The following is a 16,287-nucleotide window of genomic DNA, read 5'->3' as shown; positions in this document are numbered from 1 at the left end:
TGAAAGATGTGTCAAACGGGCTTTGCTGCTATAATCGCGCGCTGGATTGCCGATATTTTTATGCGGCAATATTATTTCCGCCTTATACCTAACCCATTATTTATACGGCACACCTGCTTCATTTTGCTGACTGAGAATGTGTTATGCTCGAAAACCTGCCTTATTTCCAACGTCATTTGCCTGAAGACCTTTCGCGGGTCAACGAGGTGATCAACAAAGCGGTTCAGTCTGATGTCGCGCTGATTTCGCAAATCGGTACTTATATTATCAGTGCCGGCGGTAAGCGTCTGCGTCCGATTATGACGATTTTGGCAGGTAAGTCGGTCGGTTATGATGGAGATAAGCTGTATGCTTTGGCGGCGATGGTGGAATTTATCCACACTTCGACCCTGCTGCACGACGATGTGGTCGACGAAAGCGATTTGCGCCGCGGACGCGAAACGGCGAATAATCTGTTCGGCAATGCGGCGGCGGTGTTGGTCGGCGACTTTTTATATACGCGCGCTTTCCAATTGATGGTTGATTCCGGCAGTATGCGCATTTTGGAAGTTATGGCGGATGCAACTAATATTATTGCCGAAGGCGAGGTCATGCAGCTGATGAACATCGGCAATACCGACATCACCGAAGCGCAATATGTTCAAGTGATTCAATACAAAACGGCCAAACTGTTTGAAGCGGCAGCACAGGTCGGCGCGATTTTGGGCAATGCCTCTCCTGAGCATGAGCAGGCGCTGAAAGATTACGGCATGTATGTCGGTACGGCGTTCCAAATTATTGATGATGTTTTGGATTATTCGGGTGAAACCGAAGAAATCGGTAAAAACGTCGGCGATGATTTGGCAGAAGGCAAGCCGACTCTGCCGTTGATTTATCTGATGCGCAACGGCTCGAAACAAGTCGCGGACGATGTGCGCCATGCTTTGGAAAATGCGGACCGCAGCAGTTTCCAAAAAATCCATGATTATGTTGTCCGCTCCGATGCGCTGACTTATTCGATTTCTGAAGCACGAAAAGCCGTTGAACAAGCAGTAGCTTCTTTGGCGGTATTGCCCGACAGTGAAGTCAAACAGGCGATGATTCAGTTGGCTGAGGAATCATTGGCACGAGTCTCTTAAATCCGATGAATTTCAGCTTCGTCCCGATGTTTCTGGTAACGCTGATTTTTCTTGGTGTCGTCAGCAACAACAACTCCATTACGATTTCAGCGGCAATTTTGCTTTTAATGCAGCAGACTGCTTTGTCGCAATATATTCCTTTCATGGAAAAACACGGCTTGCATTTTGGGATTATTTTGCTGACAATCGGGGTCTTAAGCCCCTTGGTTTCAGGCAAGGTTCAAATTCCGTCGCTATCGGAGTTTGTCAATTTTAAAATGATTGCCGCCGTATTAATCGGTATCCTTGTTGCCTGGCTGGCAGGACGCGGCGTACCGCTAATGAGTGAACAGCCTGTTTTGGTAACAGGTCTTTTGATCGGTACGGTTATCGGTGTGGCGTTTATGGGCGGCATTCCGGTCGGTCCGCTGATTGCCGCAGGATTATTATCATTTATAGCAGGAAAAGTTTAACACGCTCGCCATAGTTCAACGGATAGAACGTATGCCTCCTAAGCGTAAAATACAGGTTCGATTCCTGTTGGCGAGGCCACCACTGCAAAATATGTCGTATTGAATACCCACCATCTGCAATCCGACATTACCGAATTCTTGATTTACATTAAGACCAAAGTAAAATTTCCCCTGGTCATTTACATCTCTCTTTTTTCTCCATCTATTTTGCTATAATCACACCCAGTTCTCTTTTTCAGACGACCTTACTCCAAGATCCCCTGAAACCTCCATTCCATTAAATACAAAGGATGCCTTATGAGCTTACACAGCGATATTCTCGTCGTAGGTGCGGGACCGGCAGGACTCAGCTTTGCAGCCGAATTGGCCGGGAGCGGTTTAAAAGTTACCCTGATTGAAAAAAGTCCGCTGGAGGTTTTGCAAAATCCGCCTTACGACGGCAGGGAAATCGCCCTAACCCACCTGTCCCGCGAAATTATGCAACGCTTGGGCATGTGGGATTTGATTCCGAAAGACGAAATTTACCCCTTACGCGATGCAAAGGTCTTGAACGGGCAGTCCGATTACCAACTCCACTTCCCGCAACCGACCCAAGCGCGCGGCGAACCTGCCGACTGCTTAGGTTATCTGATTTCAAACCACAATATCCGCAAAGCCGCTTATGAAATCGTCTCCAAACTGGACAACGTTACCATCCTGACTGGCACGGGCGTCAAAGAAGTCAAAACTTCCGAAGACGAAGCCCAAGTCATCTTGGAAAACGGCGAAGTTTTGAGCGGCCGCCTACTCTTGGCAGCAGACAGCCGCTTCTCCCAAACCCGCCGACAACTGGGCATTTCCTCCGATATGCACGATTACAGCCGCACCATGTTCGTCTGCCGCATGAAGCATACCCTGTCCAACCAGCATACCGCTTACGAATGCTTCCACTACGGCCGCACCATCGCCCTGCTGCCTTTGGAAGAACACCTGACCAACACAGTCATTACCGTCGATAGCGACAAGGCAGACACCATCAAAAAAATGTCTCCCGAAGAATTGGCAGCCAGCGTCAAAGAGCAGCTCAAAGGCCGTTTGGGCGATATGGAATTGGTCAGCACCATTCACAACTACCCCTTGGTCGGCATGATTGCCCAACGTTTCTACGGCAAACGCAGCGCCTTAATCGGCGACGCCGCCGTAGGTATGCACCCTGTTACCGCACACGGTTTCAACTTAGGTCTATCCAGCGCGGACATCTTGGCAAAACTGATTCTCGAAGCGGAACAACGCGGTCAGGACATCGGCGCCGCCAGCCTGCTGGAAAAATACAGCACCAAGCATATGCTCCATGCCCAGCCGATTTACCTCGGCACCAATATGCTGCTGAAACTCTTTACCAATGAAACCGCTCCCGCCAAAATCCTGCGTGGCTTGGTACTGCGTGCCAGCAACAACTTCCCGCCACTGAAAAAACTGATTACCAAACAACTCACCGGCTAATCCGTTTAAACACATCAAAAGGTCGTCTGAAATGCTTTTCAGACGACCTTTTATAGTGGATTAAATTTAAATCAGGACAAGGCGACGAAGCCGAAGACAGTACAGATAGTACGGCAAGGCGAGGCAACGCCGTACTAGTTTAAATATTTTCCACAGCAATTTTGAACATATTAGGTTCTAAATAAAAAAGCCCCTGTCCGACAGAGGCTTTTCCATTTCTCAGAAACCGGATTATTTCAATTTAGTTTCTTTGTAAATAACATGTTTACGGGCAACCGGATCAAATTTTTTGATTTCCAATTTGCCGGGCATAGTGCGTTTGTTTTTGGTAGTGGTGTAGAAATGACCAGTACCAGCACTGGATTCCAGTTTGATTTTATCGCGCATTGCAGTAATCCTTAATTAACGGTTTAAATTAAGCTTCGCCGCGAGCACGCAAATCAGCCAATACGACATCAATGCCTACTTTGTCGATGGTACGCAATGCAGCGTTAGAAACGCGCAGGCGAACCCAGCGGTTTTCACTTTCAACCCAGAAACGACGTGATTGCAAGTTAGGCAAAAAACGACGTTTGGTTTTGTTGTTGGCGTGTGATACGTTGTTGCCAGACATCGGGCGCTTACCGGTCACTTTGCAAACTCGTGCCATGGTTAGTCTCCAAACTTCTAAAATAGTAAAACGCGATTTATACCATAAAAAACAGCGTTAGTTCAAGCATTTTGACAAAAAACCGACTGCCTGTCGGGATAAATCTTCGAAATGTTGTTTTCGCGAAACGCTTTGACCGCGAAATGAATGAGGCGAAATTATAGCGGATTTCCAAAGCTTCTGCATATGAAAAGGTCGTCTGAAACTGTCGTTACCGTTTTAAGACGATCTTTTCTGTCGAATTAGCGATTCCATCTCCTTCCGTAGCAACACTCATCAATGCCCTCCTCCGCCTCCGTCATGATGGAAAGGCGGCTTCGCCAGCCAAATAATGGGAATCATGATAATGAACAAGATACTGCCCGCCAAAAATATCTCATTCGAGCCGACGATAAAACCCTGTTGGGTAATGGTAGTGTTTATCAGACCGACTGCCTGCCCTCCGTTCAAACCCGCTTCCGCCATCTGACGGACTGCTTCGGCGGTATCCGGAGAATACGACGTGATATGTTCAGTCAGTTGCGTATGATGTAAAGCCTCCCTCCGCTCCCACATGGTACTGACGACAGACACACCGACACCACCCATAAAGACACGCAGAAAATTCGACAAACTGCTTGCCGATGCGATTTGCGGACCTTTCATATGCGATAGAGTAATGGTCGTCAGCGGCAGGAAGAACATGGCCACCCCCAAACCCTGCCAAAACTGCGGCCAGACAACGTTGCTCATGTCCATTCCCGCATAAAAATCCGTCCGCCAATGAAAAGTAAAGGCAAACATCAAAAAACTACCGGTAACCAACAGGCGCATATCGATTTTATTGCCGAACCGCCCTATCAAAGGAGATAGGAAAATCGGCAGAAATCCGATAGGGGCAGCCGCCAATCCCGCCCATGTGGCGGTATAACCGAGGTTGGACTGCAACACCAGCGGCAAAAGCGTCAACGTGCCCATATACACCATAAACCCGAGCGAAGTCGTCAAAACGCCGATGGTAAAGTTGCGGTTTTTAAACAAAGACAAATCGACAATCGGATATTTTTCACCTAATTCCCAAACGATGAAATAAGTCAGACATACCGTTGCAACGACTGCCAACACGATAATTTCACCCGATGCGAACCAATCGAGCTCTTTTCCCCTATCCAACATCATTTGCAACGAGCCGATACCGACGATCATCAAAATCAGCCCAGTGTAATCAATAGGCGTTTTAACCGTATCGGTTTCACGGTCGCGCAGTTGCTGCCAGGCGATTACCGCAGACAAAATGCCGATGGGGATATTGATGAAAAATATCCACCCCCAATGCCAGTTGTCCGAAATCCAGCCACCGAAAATCGGTCCTAAAACAGGGGCGACCACGACTGTCATCGCCCAAAGTGCCAATGCCAAAGTCCGCTTCTCGGGCGGGTAAGATGCCATCAGAAGGCTTTGGGACAAAGGAATCAGCGGCCCCGCGACAAAACCCTGCAAAATACGGAAGAGCACCAAGGTTTGCAAATTCGGTGAAATACCGCACAGCCAAGATGTAATCACGAAGCCGATGACCGATCCGACAAACAGCCGCACTTCACCCATCCGCTTCGCAAGAAACCCTGTCAGCGGTACGGAAATGGCATTTGCCACGGCAAATGATGTAATCACCCACGTTCCCTGAGTCGTTGCCGCACCCAAATCACCGGCAATAACGGGGACGGCAACATTGGCAATCGTCGTATCCAATACTTCCATAAAGACGGCAAGGCTCAGCGACAATGTAACCAAGACCAACCTGATGCCTGTCAACGGCGGATAATTCATCAAAATCTTCCTTCACTGCCGACATTGCCATTCCCGCTTTCAACTCAGGCGGGATTTTCCGTATCGACTTTTTTCTCGAAACAGAATGAGCAAGCCCCTCATCCTGATCGCATTACTTGTTCCACTAATTTGCCGGATATGAACGTTTCAGACGACCTGTCGGGATACCGAAGGTCGTCTGAAACAGGTTATTTGGCGTATTTTTCAAAAATCTTATCGATTAATGCATTAGCCGCTGCCCAATCTACGCTGTCCGTTTCCGGGGCTGCCGAATTTTGCACGGCGGCCGCCGTCATCGGCTTACCCGAACCCGCTTCTGCAATATCGACTTTGACTGTCATGGACAAACCGACGCGCAAGGGGTTTGCTTTCAATTCGTTAGGATCCAGGCTGATTCTGACCGGTACGCGCTGAACAACTTTAATCCAGTTACCCGTTGCGTTTTGCGGCGGCAAGAGCGAAAACGCGCTGCCCGTCCCTGCGGACAAGCCCATGACTTTACCGTGGTAAACCACTTTTTTGCCGTACAAATCGGCAGTCATTTCCACAGGCTGTCCGATTTTCATTTTCCGTAATTGCGATTCTTTAAAATTGGCATCCACCCACAAATCCGTCAGGGGAACAACTGCCATCAACGCCGCGCCTTGCGAAATTCTCTGTCCGACTTGGACATTGCGTTTTGCAATCTGCCCGGCCATAGGCGCGCGGATTTGTGTACGCTGCAAATTCAGCCAGGCATCTTTAATCTTGCTCACTGCGGTCTGAACGGCAGGTTGTTCGCGCACTGGAATATTGTTACCCAACGCAGCCTGAGCCGAAGCCTCTTCCGCTTCCACTGCTTTCAATGCTGCTTGAGCCTGAATGACCGCCGCCCGGGCATGACTTAACTCCTCACCGGAAATGGCATCCGTACCGGATAGGGCCTCCCGGCGTCGCAAATCTACCTGAGCGCGTGCCAAATCGGCTTTACGCAGCAACACTTGCGCTTTCGCCTGGGAATTGACTGCCGTCTGCTGCTTGTTTTGACGGATTGCCTGAATCAGCTCGTTTTGCGCCCTGTCATACGCCAGTTGGAAATCACTGTCGTCCAGAGTAACCAAAACATCGCCTTTTTTCACAACATCCGTGTCGTCAAACATGACTTTGCGCACTGTCCCGCCAACTTGCGGCGTAATCTGAACCAAATATCCCGCAACATATGCGTCTTCAGTTGTTTCTTCGTGCTGCCAAAACAAAACATAAGCAAAAGCCACGCCAATAGCCGCCAAAACAAATAACAGCGTAACCACTGCCATATTCCGCTTGCGCCTGTTCGGCATTTTGACCGGTTTGCCCAATGTGCCAGGAGTTTGCCCGCCGTTTGCTGACTTTGTTTCCATGATTTAATTTACCCGAGTATTAAACTAATAGGCTTTCTACAAAACTAACATCCGAATCTTGGATAAATCCGTAGCCGCTCCGATTTACCTTGATTTCAAAAACAAGATCAATCTAAGGATTCGTAAAAAGCCTAATATCGAATATTATTTTATGTTTATTAAATAATAATATCTTATTGATTTTATTTAAACGTCAAATAAGATATAGGGAAACGGGCATTCTATATCCGCACCATTACTCAATCAAGTAACTATTTTAAATGAAATATGACAAACCATCCCTTTAATAATTTATTGTCATTTTTATTTACTCAATAGAATGATTATTAAAGAATAATTTACAGGTATTTTAATCCCATACGGAATGTAAAACATATCTGAATTACGTTTCATTGTTGCTTACTTACCTCTTTTAATTTCTCATGAAACTATTTCAATATTTCAAATTAACATAATAAACATTTATTCCTAAAATTTAACTTTTCCCTGAGTCGGGAAAGTATCTGTTTCATAACCTTGCTTTTAAGCTGAAAAACATCCCCTACCCTCTTAGTTCTCTTCCAAATAACAAAGAAAAGCATAAGATCGTCTTTCCAAACAAAGAGGTCGTCTGAAACCTATCTTTCAGACGACCTCTTTTCTATTTCATTGTTATTTCAACAACGTATTGCCTCAACCTCAGCCTGCTTCTTGCAAAAAGCCTGCCAGTTCGGCGGTGTCGAGTGCGATCATCAGTTCTTCGTTAGTCGGTACGACCAAGACGGCAGGATTGGAACCTGTCGGGCTGATGATGCCTGAGTTGCCGTAGCGTTTTTCCATATTGGCTTTGGTGTCGATGTGCAGACCCAAATAGTCGAGGTAGGCGACGGTTTTGGCGCGGATGTTGCGAGAGTTTTCGCCGATGCCGCCGGTGAAAACGAGGGCGTCTATGCCGCCGCAGGCGACCGACATCGAGGCGATGTATTTGGCGAGGCGGTAGGTCATGACTTCGAGGGCGAGGCGTGCGCCTTCGTGGCCTTCGTCGGCGGCGATTTCGAGGGTGCGGCAGTCGTTGGAGAGTTCGGAGATGCCGAGCAATCCTGATTTTTTGTTCAACATTTCATCGACTTGCTCGATGTTCATGCCGGCGTGGGCGGTCAGGTAGCTGTACACGCCGGGGTCGATGTCGCCGCAGCGGGTGCCCATGACGAGGCCTTCGATGGGGGTGAAGCCCATGCTGGTATCGACGGATTTGCCGTTTCGGATGGCGGTGATGGATGCGCCGTTGCCGAGGTGGGCGACGATCATGCGCAAATCTTCCAGCGGTTTGCCCAAAATCCGCGCTGCTTCGGGGGCGACGTAGCGCATGCTGGTGCCGTGGAAACCGTAGCGGCGGAAGGCGTGTTTTTTGCGCAATTCGCGCGGCACGGCGTAGGTATAGGCGCGTTCGGGCATGGTTTGGTGGAACGAGGTGTCCATCACGCCGACGTTGGGCAGCCCGGGGAAGTGTTCCTGCGCGGCGAGGATGCCGCTGATGTTGGCGGGGTTATGCAGCGGGGCGAGCGGGATGCAGGCTTTCAGTTCGTCGAGGACGTCTTGGTCGATGAGGACGGACTCGTGATATTTTTCGCCGCCATGGGCGATGCGGTGTCCGATGGCTTTGATGCGGTCGTGCAGACCGTGTTTTTCGAGTTCGTTCAACAGCATACCCACCGCGCCGGCGTGGCAGTTGCGGCCGGACAGGGGAGCTTGGCGTTTGTTGCCATCTTTGCTGAAGGTAATGACGGCTTCGGGCGTACCCAAACGTTCGCCGAGGCAGCTTAGGACGACGCTGCCGTTTTTACGGTCGATAACGGCACCTTTGAGCGAGGAGCTGCCGCAGTTCAGAACGAGGATGAGTTGGTCGGACATGATATTTCTCCTTGTAGTTTGTGGTTGTTTTTTTGGTATGGGGTCGTCTGAAAAAGGATGGGCGTTTGGCGGGGTGTGTTTCAGACGACCTCTTTGGGTTTTGCGGGCAAACCCACGCTGTGTCGATTTAAAAACAATCCTCAGGCACTCTGACCCGCCCTTCCATAATCACGCGCGCGCTGCGGCTCATGACGGCTTTTTTCACCGCCCAAATGCCATCTGAACACTCTGCCGCCGCACCGACGCGCAATGTGCCGGAAGGATGGCCGAAGCGCACTTCGTTGCGCGTTCCGCCGCCTGCGGCGAGGTTGACCAGCGTGCCAGGGACAGCGGCGGCAGCGGCAATGGCGACCGAGGCAGTACCCATCATGGCGTGGTGCAGTTTGCCCATGCTCAGGGCGCGTACCAGCAAATCGATGTCGGCGGCGTTCACGGTTTTGCCGCTGGAGGCGGTGTAATCGGCGGCGGGCGCGACGAAGGCGACTTTCGGCGTGTGCGCGCGGGCGGCGGCTTCGGACACGTCGTTAATCAAGCCCATTTTCAGCGCACCGTAAGCGCGGATTTTTTCAAATTTTTCCAGCGCGGCGGCATCGTTGTTGATGTCGTCCTGCAACTCTTTGCCCGTGTAGCCCAAATCGGCGGCGTTCAGGAAAACGGTCGGAATGCCAGCGTTGATGAGCGTGGCTTTCAGACGACCTATGTCCGGAACGTCCAGCTCGTCCACCAAATTGCCGGTCGGAAACATACTGCCTTCTCCGTCGGCGGGATTGAGAAATTCGATTTGCACTTCGGCGGCGGGAAAGGTAACGCCGTCCAGCTCGAAATCGCCCGTTTCCAACACTTCGCCGTTTTGCATCGGAACATGGGCAATGATGGTCTTGCCGATGTTTTTCTGCCAGATTTTGACCGTGCAGATGCCGTCTGAAGGGATTTTGCCTTTATCGACCAAGCCCTGCTCGATGGCGAACGCGCCCACGGCGGCGGTGAGGTTGCCGCAGTTGCCGCTCCAATCGACGAAAGGCTTGTCGATGGAAACTTGCCCGAAAAGGTAATCGACATCGTGGTCGGCGCGTTCGGATTTGTCCAAAATTACCGCCTTGCTGGTGGACGAGCTGGCGTTGCCCAAACCGTCTATCTGCTTGCCGTACGGGTCAGGGCTGCCGAGTACGCGCAACAGGATTTTGTCGCGCGCGCTGCCCGCTTCCCGCGCCGCCTCGGGCAGGTCGGAACGTTTGAAAAACACGCCTTTGGATGTGCCGCCGCGGTAGTAAACGGCGGGGATTTTGATTTGCGGCATTCTGTTTCTCCTTGTTTTTGATTTGGGTTTTCAGACGACCTCTAAGCCGCGTTCCCTTCCAAAAAGTCCTGTGCAAACCGTTGCAGCACGCCGCCGGCTTCGTACACCAGCACTTCCTCTGCGGTATCGAGGCGGCAGGTAACGGGGACTTCGACGGTTTCGCCGTTTTTGCGGTGAATGACGAGGGTCAGGTCGCCGCGCGGTTTGCGTTCGCCGACCACGTCGTAGGTTTCCGTGCCGTCCAGTTGCAGGGTGTGGCGGTTGGTGCCGGCTTTGAATTGCAGCGGCAATACACCCATGCCGATGAGGTTGGTGCGGTGGATGCGCTCGAAACCTTCGGCGGCGATGGCTTCCACGCCCGCCAGCCTTACGCCCTTCGCCGCCCAGTCGCGGCTGGAGCCTTGTCCGTAGTCCGCGCCGGCGATGATAATGAGCGGCTGTTTGCGGTTCATGTAGGTTTCGATGGCTTCCCACATACGCATGGTTTCACCTTCGGGCTCGACGCGGGCGAGCGAGCCTTGGCGCACGCTGCCGTCTTCGTTTTTCACCATTTCGTTAAACAATTTGGGATTGGCGAAAGTCGCGCGTTGGGCGGTGAGGTGGTCGCCGCGGTGGGTGGCGTAGGAATTGAAGTCTTCTTCGGGCAAACCCATTTTCGCCAGATATTCGCCTGCCGCGCTGCTTGCCAGAATCGCGTTGGAAGGCGAGAGGTGGTCGGTGGTGATGTTGTCGGGCAGAATCGCCAGCGGACGCATACCGGTCAACGTGCGTTCGCCCGCCAATGCGCCTTCCCAATAGGGCGGACGGCGGATGTAGGTGGACATCGGACGCCAGTCGTACAATGGGCTAGGTGCTTTCTGCGCTTTGCCGGTGTCGAACATCGGGATATAAACATCGCGGAATTGTTGCGGTTTCACATACTCAGCAACGACGGCATCGATTTCTTCGTCGGTCGGCCAAATGTCTTTCAGGCGGATTTCCTTGCCGTCGTCTGAAACGCCGAGTACGTCGTTTTCAATATCGAAACGGATGCTGCCCGCGATGGCGTATGCCACCACCAGCGGGGGCGAAGCGAGGAAAGCCTGTTTCGCATACGGGTGGATGCGGCCGTCGAAGTTGCGGTTGCCCGACAGTACGGCGGTGGCGTACAAATCGCGGTCTATGATTTCCTGCTGGATTTTCGGGTCGAGCGCGCCGCTCATGCCGTTGCAGGTGGTGCAGGCGAAGGCGACGATGCCGAAGCCGAGTTTTTCCATTTCGGGCAGCAGGCCTGCTTCTTTCAAATAGATTTCCGCCACTTTCGAGCCGGGGGCGAACGAGGTTTTGACCCACGGTTTGCGTTTCAGCCCGAAGCGGTTGGCGTTGCGCGCCAAAAGCGCGGCGGCAACGACGTTGCGCGGGTTGGAAGTGTTGGTGCAACTGGTAATCGCGGCGATGATGACCGCGCCGTCGGGCATAAGGCCGTCTGAAGGCTCTTCGTAAGGCTTCGCCAGCCCTTTCGCCGCCAAATCGACAGTGGCAAAACGCGCGTGCGGGTTGCTCGGGCCTGCCATGTTGCGCGTTACGCTGCTCAAATCAAACTTCAACACGCGCGGATAAACGGCGGTTTTCAGGTCGTCCGCCCACAGCCCTGCGGTTTTGGCGTAGGTTTCCACCAATTTCACCTGCGCGTCCTCGCGTCCGGTCAGTTTCAAATAATCGATGGTTTGCGCGTCGATGGCGAACATGGCGGCAGTCGCGCCGAACTCCGGCGTCATGTTGGAAATGGTCGCGCGGTCGCCGATGGACAGGCTTCTTGCGCCCTCGCCGAAAAATTCGACAAACGCCCCGACCACGCGTTCTTTGCGCAGAAACTCGGTCAGTGCCAACACAATATCCGTCGCGGTAATGCCCGGCTGACGTTTGCCCGTCAGCTCCACGCCGACAATATCCGGCAGGCGCATCATGGACGCGCGTCCCAGCATCACCGTTTCCGCTTCCAAACCGCCCACGCCCACGGAAATCACGCCCAAAGAATCGACGTGAGGCGTATGCGAGTCCGTTCCGACGCAGGTATCGGGGAACGCCACGCCGTTTTTGACTTGGACGACGGGCGACATTTTTTCCAGATTGATTTGGTGCATGATGCCGTTGCCCGCCGGAATCACGTCCACATTTTCAAAAGCGGTTTTCGTCCAGTTGATAAAGTGGAAACGGTCTTCGTTGCGCCGGTCTTCAATTTCGCGGTTTTTGCGGAACGCATCAGGATCGTAGCCGCCGCATTCCACCGCCAACGAGTGGTCGACGATAAGCTGCGTCTGCACCACAGGATTCACTTTGGACGGATCGCCGCCCTTCTCTGCAATCGCATCGCGCAAGCCCGCCAAATCCACCAGCGCGGTCTGCCCCAAAATATCGTGGCACACCACCCGCGCGGGATACCACGGAAAATCGATTTCCTGCTTGCCTTCTATCAGCTGGACCAGCCAGCTTTGCAGCGTCGGCAAATCGACTTTGTCCGCGCGGTTGACCAAGTTCTCCGCCAAAATGCGGCTCGTGTAAGGCAGCTTGTCGTAAGAGCCGGCTTGAATGTCCTCACACGCCGCACGCGCGTCGTAGTATTCCAAATCCGTACCGGGCAGCGGTTTGCGGTAACTTTGGTTGGCAGCCATGTTCAGTTCTCCTGTGGATCTATTTTTCTTGTGGTTTGGGGTTTCAGACGACGTTTTTGAAGGGGTCGTCTGAAACTTAAATATTCGGTTTGTAATGGGTAACAACGATATTGCACGTCGTCTGAAATCCGTTCGGCTCGCGGTTTTGGCAGAACCGTGAAAAAAGTTGCCGCGCTGCCTCCGCCATTCCCGCCGCGGCCTGTCCTCGCTTAGGCGGGGGCGGGAATGACGGCAGACGTTGCGGCTGGTTTTTCAGACGACCTTCTCTCTCTCGCATATTTCAACAGGCCGTCTGAAAAGCGGAACCGTAGGCTGGTTTCAGTTTTCCGTGGGCAAAGCCCAGGCTACACGTCGTCTGAAATCCGATTGGCGTCTCCTACGGTTGTAGTCCGTCTCAGCGTTCTTCAATCTCCACAAACGCCAAGTCTTCAGGGCCGGTGTAGTTTGCGCTCGGACGGATGATTTTGCCGTCTTTGCGCTGCTCGAGGACGTGTGCCGCCCAGCCGGTGGAGCGCGAAATCACGAAGAGCGGCGTGAACATGGCGGTCGGTACGCCGAGTTTTTGGTAGGACACGGCGGAGAACCAGTCCAAGTTCGGGAACATTTTTTTCTCTTCCCACATCACGCTCTCCAAGCGTTCGGCGATGTCGAAGAGGCGCATGTCGCCCGCTTCCCGGCTCAAACCGCGTGCCACTTCTTTAATCACGACGTTGCGCGGGTCGGAAATGGTGTAAACCGGATGGCCGAACCCGATAACGATTTCTTTGCGGGCGATGCGTTCGCGGATGTCGGCTTCGGCTTCGTCGGCGTTGCGGTAGCGTTTTTGGATGTCGTAGGCGACTTCGTTCGCGCCGCCGTGTTTCGGACCTTTGAGCGCGCCGATGGCGCCGGTGATGCAGGAATACATGTCCGAACCCGTACCGGCAATCACGCGGGCGGTGAAGGTGGAGGCGTTGAACTCATGTTCCGCATACAGAATCAGCGAAACGTGCATGGCTTTAACCTGCGATTCGGTCGGGCGTTTGCCGTGCAACAGGTGCAGGAAGTGGCCGCCGATGGTGTCTTCTTTGCTTTCAACGTCGATGCGTTTGCCGTTGTGCGAATATTGATACCAGTAGAGCAGGATGCTGCCGAGGCTGGCGATGAGTTTGTCCGCAATGTCGCGCGCTTCGCTGTCTGGGTGGCTTTCGCGTTCGGGATGAACACAGCCGAGCATGGACACGCCGGTACGCATGACGTCCATCGGGTGCGTGTGCGCAGGCAGGGCTTCCAACACTTTAATCACACGGATAGGCAGGCCGCGCATGGATTTGAGTTTGGCTTTGTAGGCGGCGAGTTCAAATTTGTTGGGCAGATGACCATGAATCAGCAGGTGGGCGACTTCTTCAAACTCGCATTTCTGCGCCAAATCGAGGATGTCGTAACCGCGGTAGCTCAAATCGTTGCCGGTGCGGCCGACGGTACACAGCGCGGTATTGCCCGCCGCCACGCCGGAGAGGGCGACGGATTTTTTCGGTTTGAAAGTCGGTGTTTCTTTAGTTGCAGTCATGGTATTTCTCCTTTGTGTTTTTATGGGATTTTGGTTTTTCAGACGACCTATTCAAGGTTGAGGGTCGTCTGAAAACAGTTTTTTACTTCTGAAACAATTTATCCAGCTTCTGCTCGAAGTCGTGATAATTCAAATGCTCGTACAGCTCGGCGCGGGTCTGCATGGTATCGACCACCGCCGCCTGCGTGCCGTCGCGCATAATCGCCTCATAAACATTCAGCGCGGCCTTGCTCGCGGCGCGGAACGACGACAGCGGATACAGCACCAGCGACACGCCGTTGTCCGCCAGCTCTTGCTGCGTATAAAGCGGCGTCGCGCCGAATTCGGTAATGTTCGCCAACACAGGTACTTTCACCGCATCCGCAAACTGCCGGTACATCGCCAAATCCGTCATCGCTTCGGGGAAAATCATGTCCGCGCCCGCTTCCACGCAAGCCTGCGCACGCTCAATGGCGGCATCCAAACCTTCCACCGCCAGCGCGTCCGTCCGCGCCATAATCACAAAATTCTCATCCACGCGCGCATCCACGGCGGCTTTAATGCGGTCAACCATTTCATCCTTAGAAACAATGGCTTTGTTCGGACGATGACCGCAACGCTTCTGCGCCACTTGGTCTTCGATATGCACCGCCGCCACGCCCGCACGCTCGAAGTTGCGAATCGTGCGCGCGATATTGAACGCCCCGCCCCAGCCGACATCAATGTCCACCAGCAAAGGCGTATCCACATTGTCCGTAATCCGCCGCGCATCAATCAGCACATCTTCCATCGTAGTGATGCCCAAATCCGGAATCCCGCACGAACAGGCCGCCACGCCGCCGCCCGACAAATACACCGCCTTAAACCCGCTCTGCGTCGCCAGCCGCGCAAAATAAGCATTCACACAGCCGACCACGGCAAGAGGATTCGACTCCTTCACAGCTTGGCGGAAACGGGCGCCGGCAGAAAGTTGGCTCATGTTAATTCTCCTTTGTAGATTAGATTTTTTCAGTATCGACTCAGCGGCCCAGTTTCCGCGAAACCCGAAACGAACCGTTCAAAAAAAAACAATGCTTTCAAAACCGTTTTCAGACGACCTTTCAAACCACCAACTCATAACGTCGTCTGAAAATAAAAATCAATAAAAACAATCATTTGATAAATCCAATACATACAATTCGGCTGAAGCGGAGGCCTAAGTATTTTTTATTATTTTAATGTTCGGAAGGAAATACAGTGGGAGATACAGAAACTTTAAAACCCGAACCGACCGCAGAAATACGGGAAACCAAATTCGGGCAAAGAGCCGTCAGACCGCCGCGACTGCCCAAAAGCAGACGACGACGGATGCGGCAGAGATAGAAGACAATCTATAAGAAGACGGAGAAGTTTGGTACAGATTCATGATAGGGTTCCTTTGTAGTGTGATGTAGTTTTTATTGGTAGGGGCAAATTTAAAAAATAATTTTCAGGCTGTCAAACACTTTTTCTCAAATATTTTAAAAAAACTCAATCATTAATGAACAATACTTCAGAAATAAAACCCAAAACCACCACCTTAAAACAAACCAAATCCTTGCCTGACAAAGCCTGCATCACCCCAAATCAATCAGAACGATTTTAAACAATACTTCTTAAAATCAAATATAATTAATTCATTTTTCAGGAATTTTTGTTTAATCGCAAAAACAGCATCCAAACCGCCCAAACCACCCAATTTTGCACCCACGCCCTTTTCAGACGACCAAAATTTAAATAACATTATAATTTAACAATAAAAATAATCTAATTTTAAAATGTAGTTGCGTGTAGCTTTAGATATAAAAAGGTCGTCTGAAAATCGTAACCCTATGATTTCAGACGACCTTCACACCCAGCCGTAGCGTGGGCTTCGCCCACGAAAAATAACGCTATTTATCACCCGACTCGGAAACCAATCCATCAATCCCGTGGGCAAAGCCCACGCTACAATCCGAAGCAGGCATCGCAACGCCCTACCCTCCGCCTCGTTGGGTTTGCCTATCAGGAAAAGCTG

At 51.8% G+C, this 16,287-nt stretch carries 12 protein-coding genes and 1 tRNA gene; 4 read left to right on the top strand and 9 right to left on the bottom strand.

What is annotated here, in order from left to right:
• Positions 1-143 precede the first annotated feature (143 nt).
• The 4 genes from DBY90_RS05870 (at position 144) to ubiM (ending at position 3,052) form a co-directional block, all read left to right on the top strand.
• Positions 144-1,118: a polyprenyl synthetase family protein gene (locus DBY90_RS05870; RefSeq protein WP_049228663.1), complete on the top strand. Its 975-nt coding sequence runs from the start codon at positions 144-146 to the stop codon at positions 1,116-1,118.
• A gap of 5 nt (positions 1,119-1,123) precedes the next feature.
• On the top strand, positions 1,124-1,570 hold the full coding sequence (locus DBY90_RS05865) for a DUF441 domain-containing protein (RefSeq protein ID WP_003744065.1): 447 nt from the start codon (positions 1,124-1,126) through the stop codon (positions 1,568-1,570).
• Between the two features lie 4 nt (positions 1,571-1,574).
• Positions 1,575-1,649, top strand: a tRNA-Arg gene (locus DBY90_RS05860).
• Between the two features lie 218 nt (positions 1,650-1,867).
• On the top strand, positions 1,868-3,052 hold the full coding sequence (gene ubiM / locus DBY90_RS05855) for a 5-demethoxyubiquinol-8 5-hydroxylase UbiM (protein ID WP_107986733.1): 1,185 nt from the start codon (positions 1,868-1,870) through the stop codon (positions 3,050-3,052).
• A gap of 231 nt (positions 3,053-3,283) precedes the next feature.
• Here ubiM and rpmG read toward each other — a convergent pair whose 3' ends face one another.
• The 9 genes from rpmG to prpB all read right to left on the bottom strand — a co-directional run bounded on the left by rpmG (position 3,284) and on the right by prpB (position 15,231).
• Positions 3,284-3,439 carry a 50S ribosomal protein L33 gene (gene rpmG / locus DBY90_RS05845; protein WP_003684373.1) on the bottom strand — a complete coding sequence of 52 codons (156 nt, stop codon included), beginning with the start codon at positions 3,437-3,439 and terminating at the stop codon, positions 3,284-3,286.
• 28 nt (positions 3,440-3,467) lie between these two features.
• Entirely contained in the window at positions 3,468-3,701 is a 234-nt protein-coding gene (rpmB, locus tag DBY90_RS05840) for a 50S ribosomal protein L28 (RefSeq protein ID WP_002216391.1), read from the bottom strand.
• A 276-nt stretch (positions 3,702-3,977) separates the two neighbouring features.
• Positions 3,978-5,507 carry a DHA2 family efflux MFS transporter permease subunit gene (locus DBY90_RS05835; RefSeq protein WP_107986731.1) on the bottom strand — a complete coding sequence of 510 codons (1,530 nt, stop codon included), beginning with the start codon at positions 5,505-5,507 and terminating at the stop codon, positions 3,978-3,980.
• A 188-nt stretch (positions 5,508-5,695) separates the two neighbouring features.
• On the bottom strand, positions 5,696-6,826 hold the full coding sequence (locus tag DBY90_RS05830) for an HlyD family secretion protein (RefSeq protein ID WP_199904697.1): 1,131 nt from the start codon (positions 6,824-6,826) through the stop codon (positions 5,696-5,698).
• 738 nt (positions 6,827-7,564) lie between these two features.
• A complete protein-coding gene (locus tag DBY90_RS05825) occupies positions 7,565-8,776 on the bottom strand; it encodes an acetate kinase (protein WP_107986727.1) in 1,212 nt (403 codons plus the stop codon).
• 127 nt (positions 8,777-8,903) lie between these two features.
• The gene (prpF, locus tag DBY90_RS05820; RefSeq protein ID WP_070493492.1) at positions 8,904-10,073 is read right to left on the bottom strand and encodes a 2-methylaconitate cis-trans isomerase PrpF; all 1,170 of its coding nucleotides are present in this window, start codon (positions 10,071-10,073) and stop codon (positions 8,904-8,906) included.
• 41 nt (positions 10,074-10,114) lie between these two features.
• Positions 10,115-12,724 (bottom strand): Fe/S-dependent 2-methylisocitrate dehydratase AcnD, encoded by a 2,610-nt coding sequence (gene acnD, locus DBY90_RS05815; protein ID WP_070493495.1) that lies wholly within the window; start codon positions 12,722-12,724, stop codon positions 10,115-10,117.
• A gap of 394 nt (positions 12,725-13,118) precedes the next feature.
• On the bottom strand, positions 13,119-14,273 hold the full coding sequence (prpC, locus tag DBY90_RS05805) for a bifunctional 2-methylcitrate synthase/citrate synthase (RefSeq protein ID WP_039856235.1): 1,155 nt from the start codon (positions 14,271-14,273) through the stop codon (positions 13,119-13,121).
• Between the two features lie 82 nt (positions 14,274-14,355).
• Positions 14,356-15,231 carry a methylisocitrate lyase gene (gene prpB, locus DBY90_RS05800; protein WP_003744088.1) on the bottom strand — a complete coding sequence of 292 codons (876 nt, stop codon included), beginning with the start codon at positions 15,229-15,231 and terminating at the stop codon, positions 14,356-14,358.
• Positions 15,232-16,287 lie beyond the last annotated feature (1,056 nt).

Origin of the sequence: Neisseria mucosa, assembly GCF_003044445.1 — a bacterium.
Classification (GTDB): Bacteria; Pseudomonadota; Gammaproteobacteria; order Burkholderiales; family Neisseriaceae; genus Neisseria; species Neisseria mucosa_A.
Note: the sequence above shows the minus strand (reverse complement) of the source record. Positions and strands in the feature narration are given on the sequence as shown.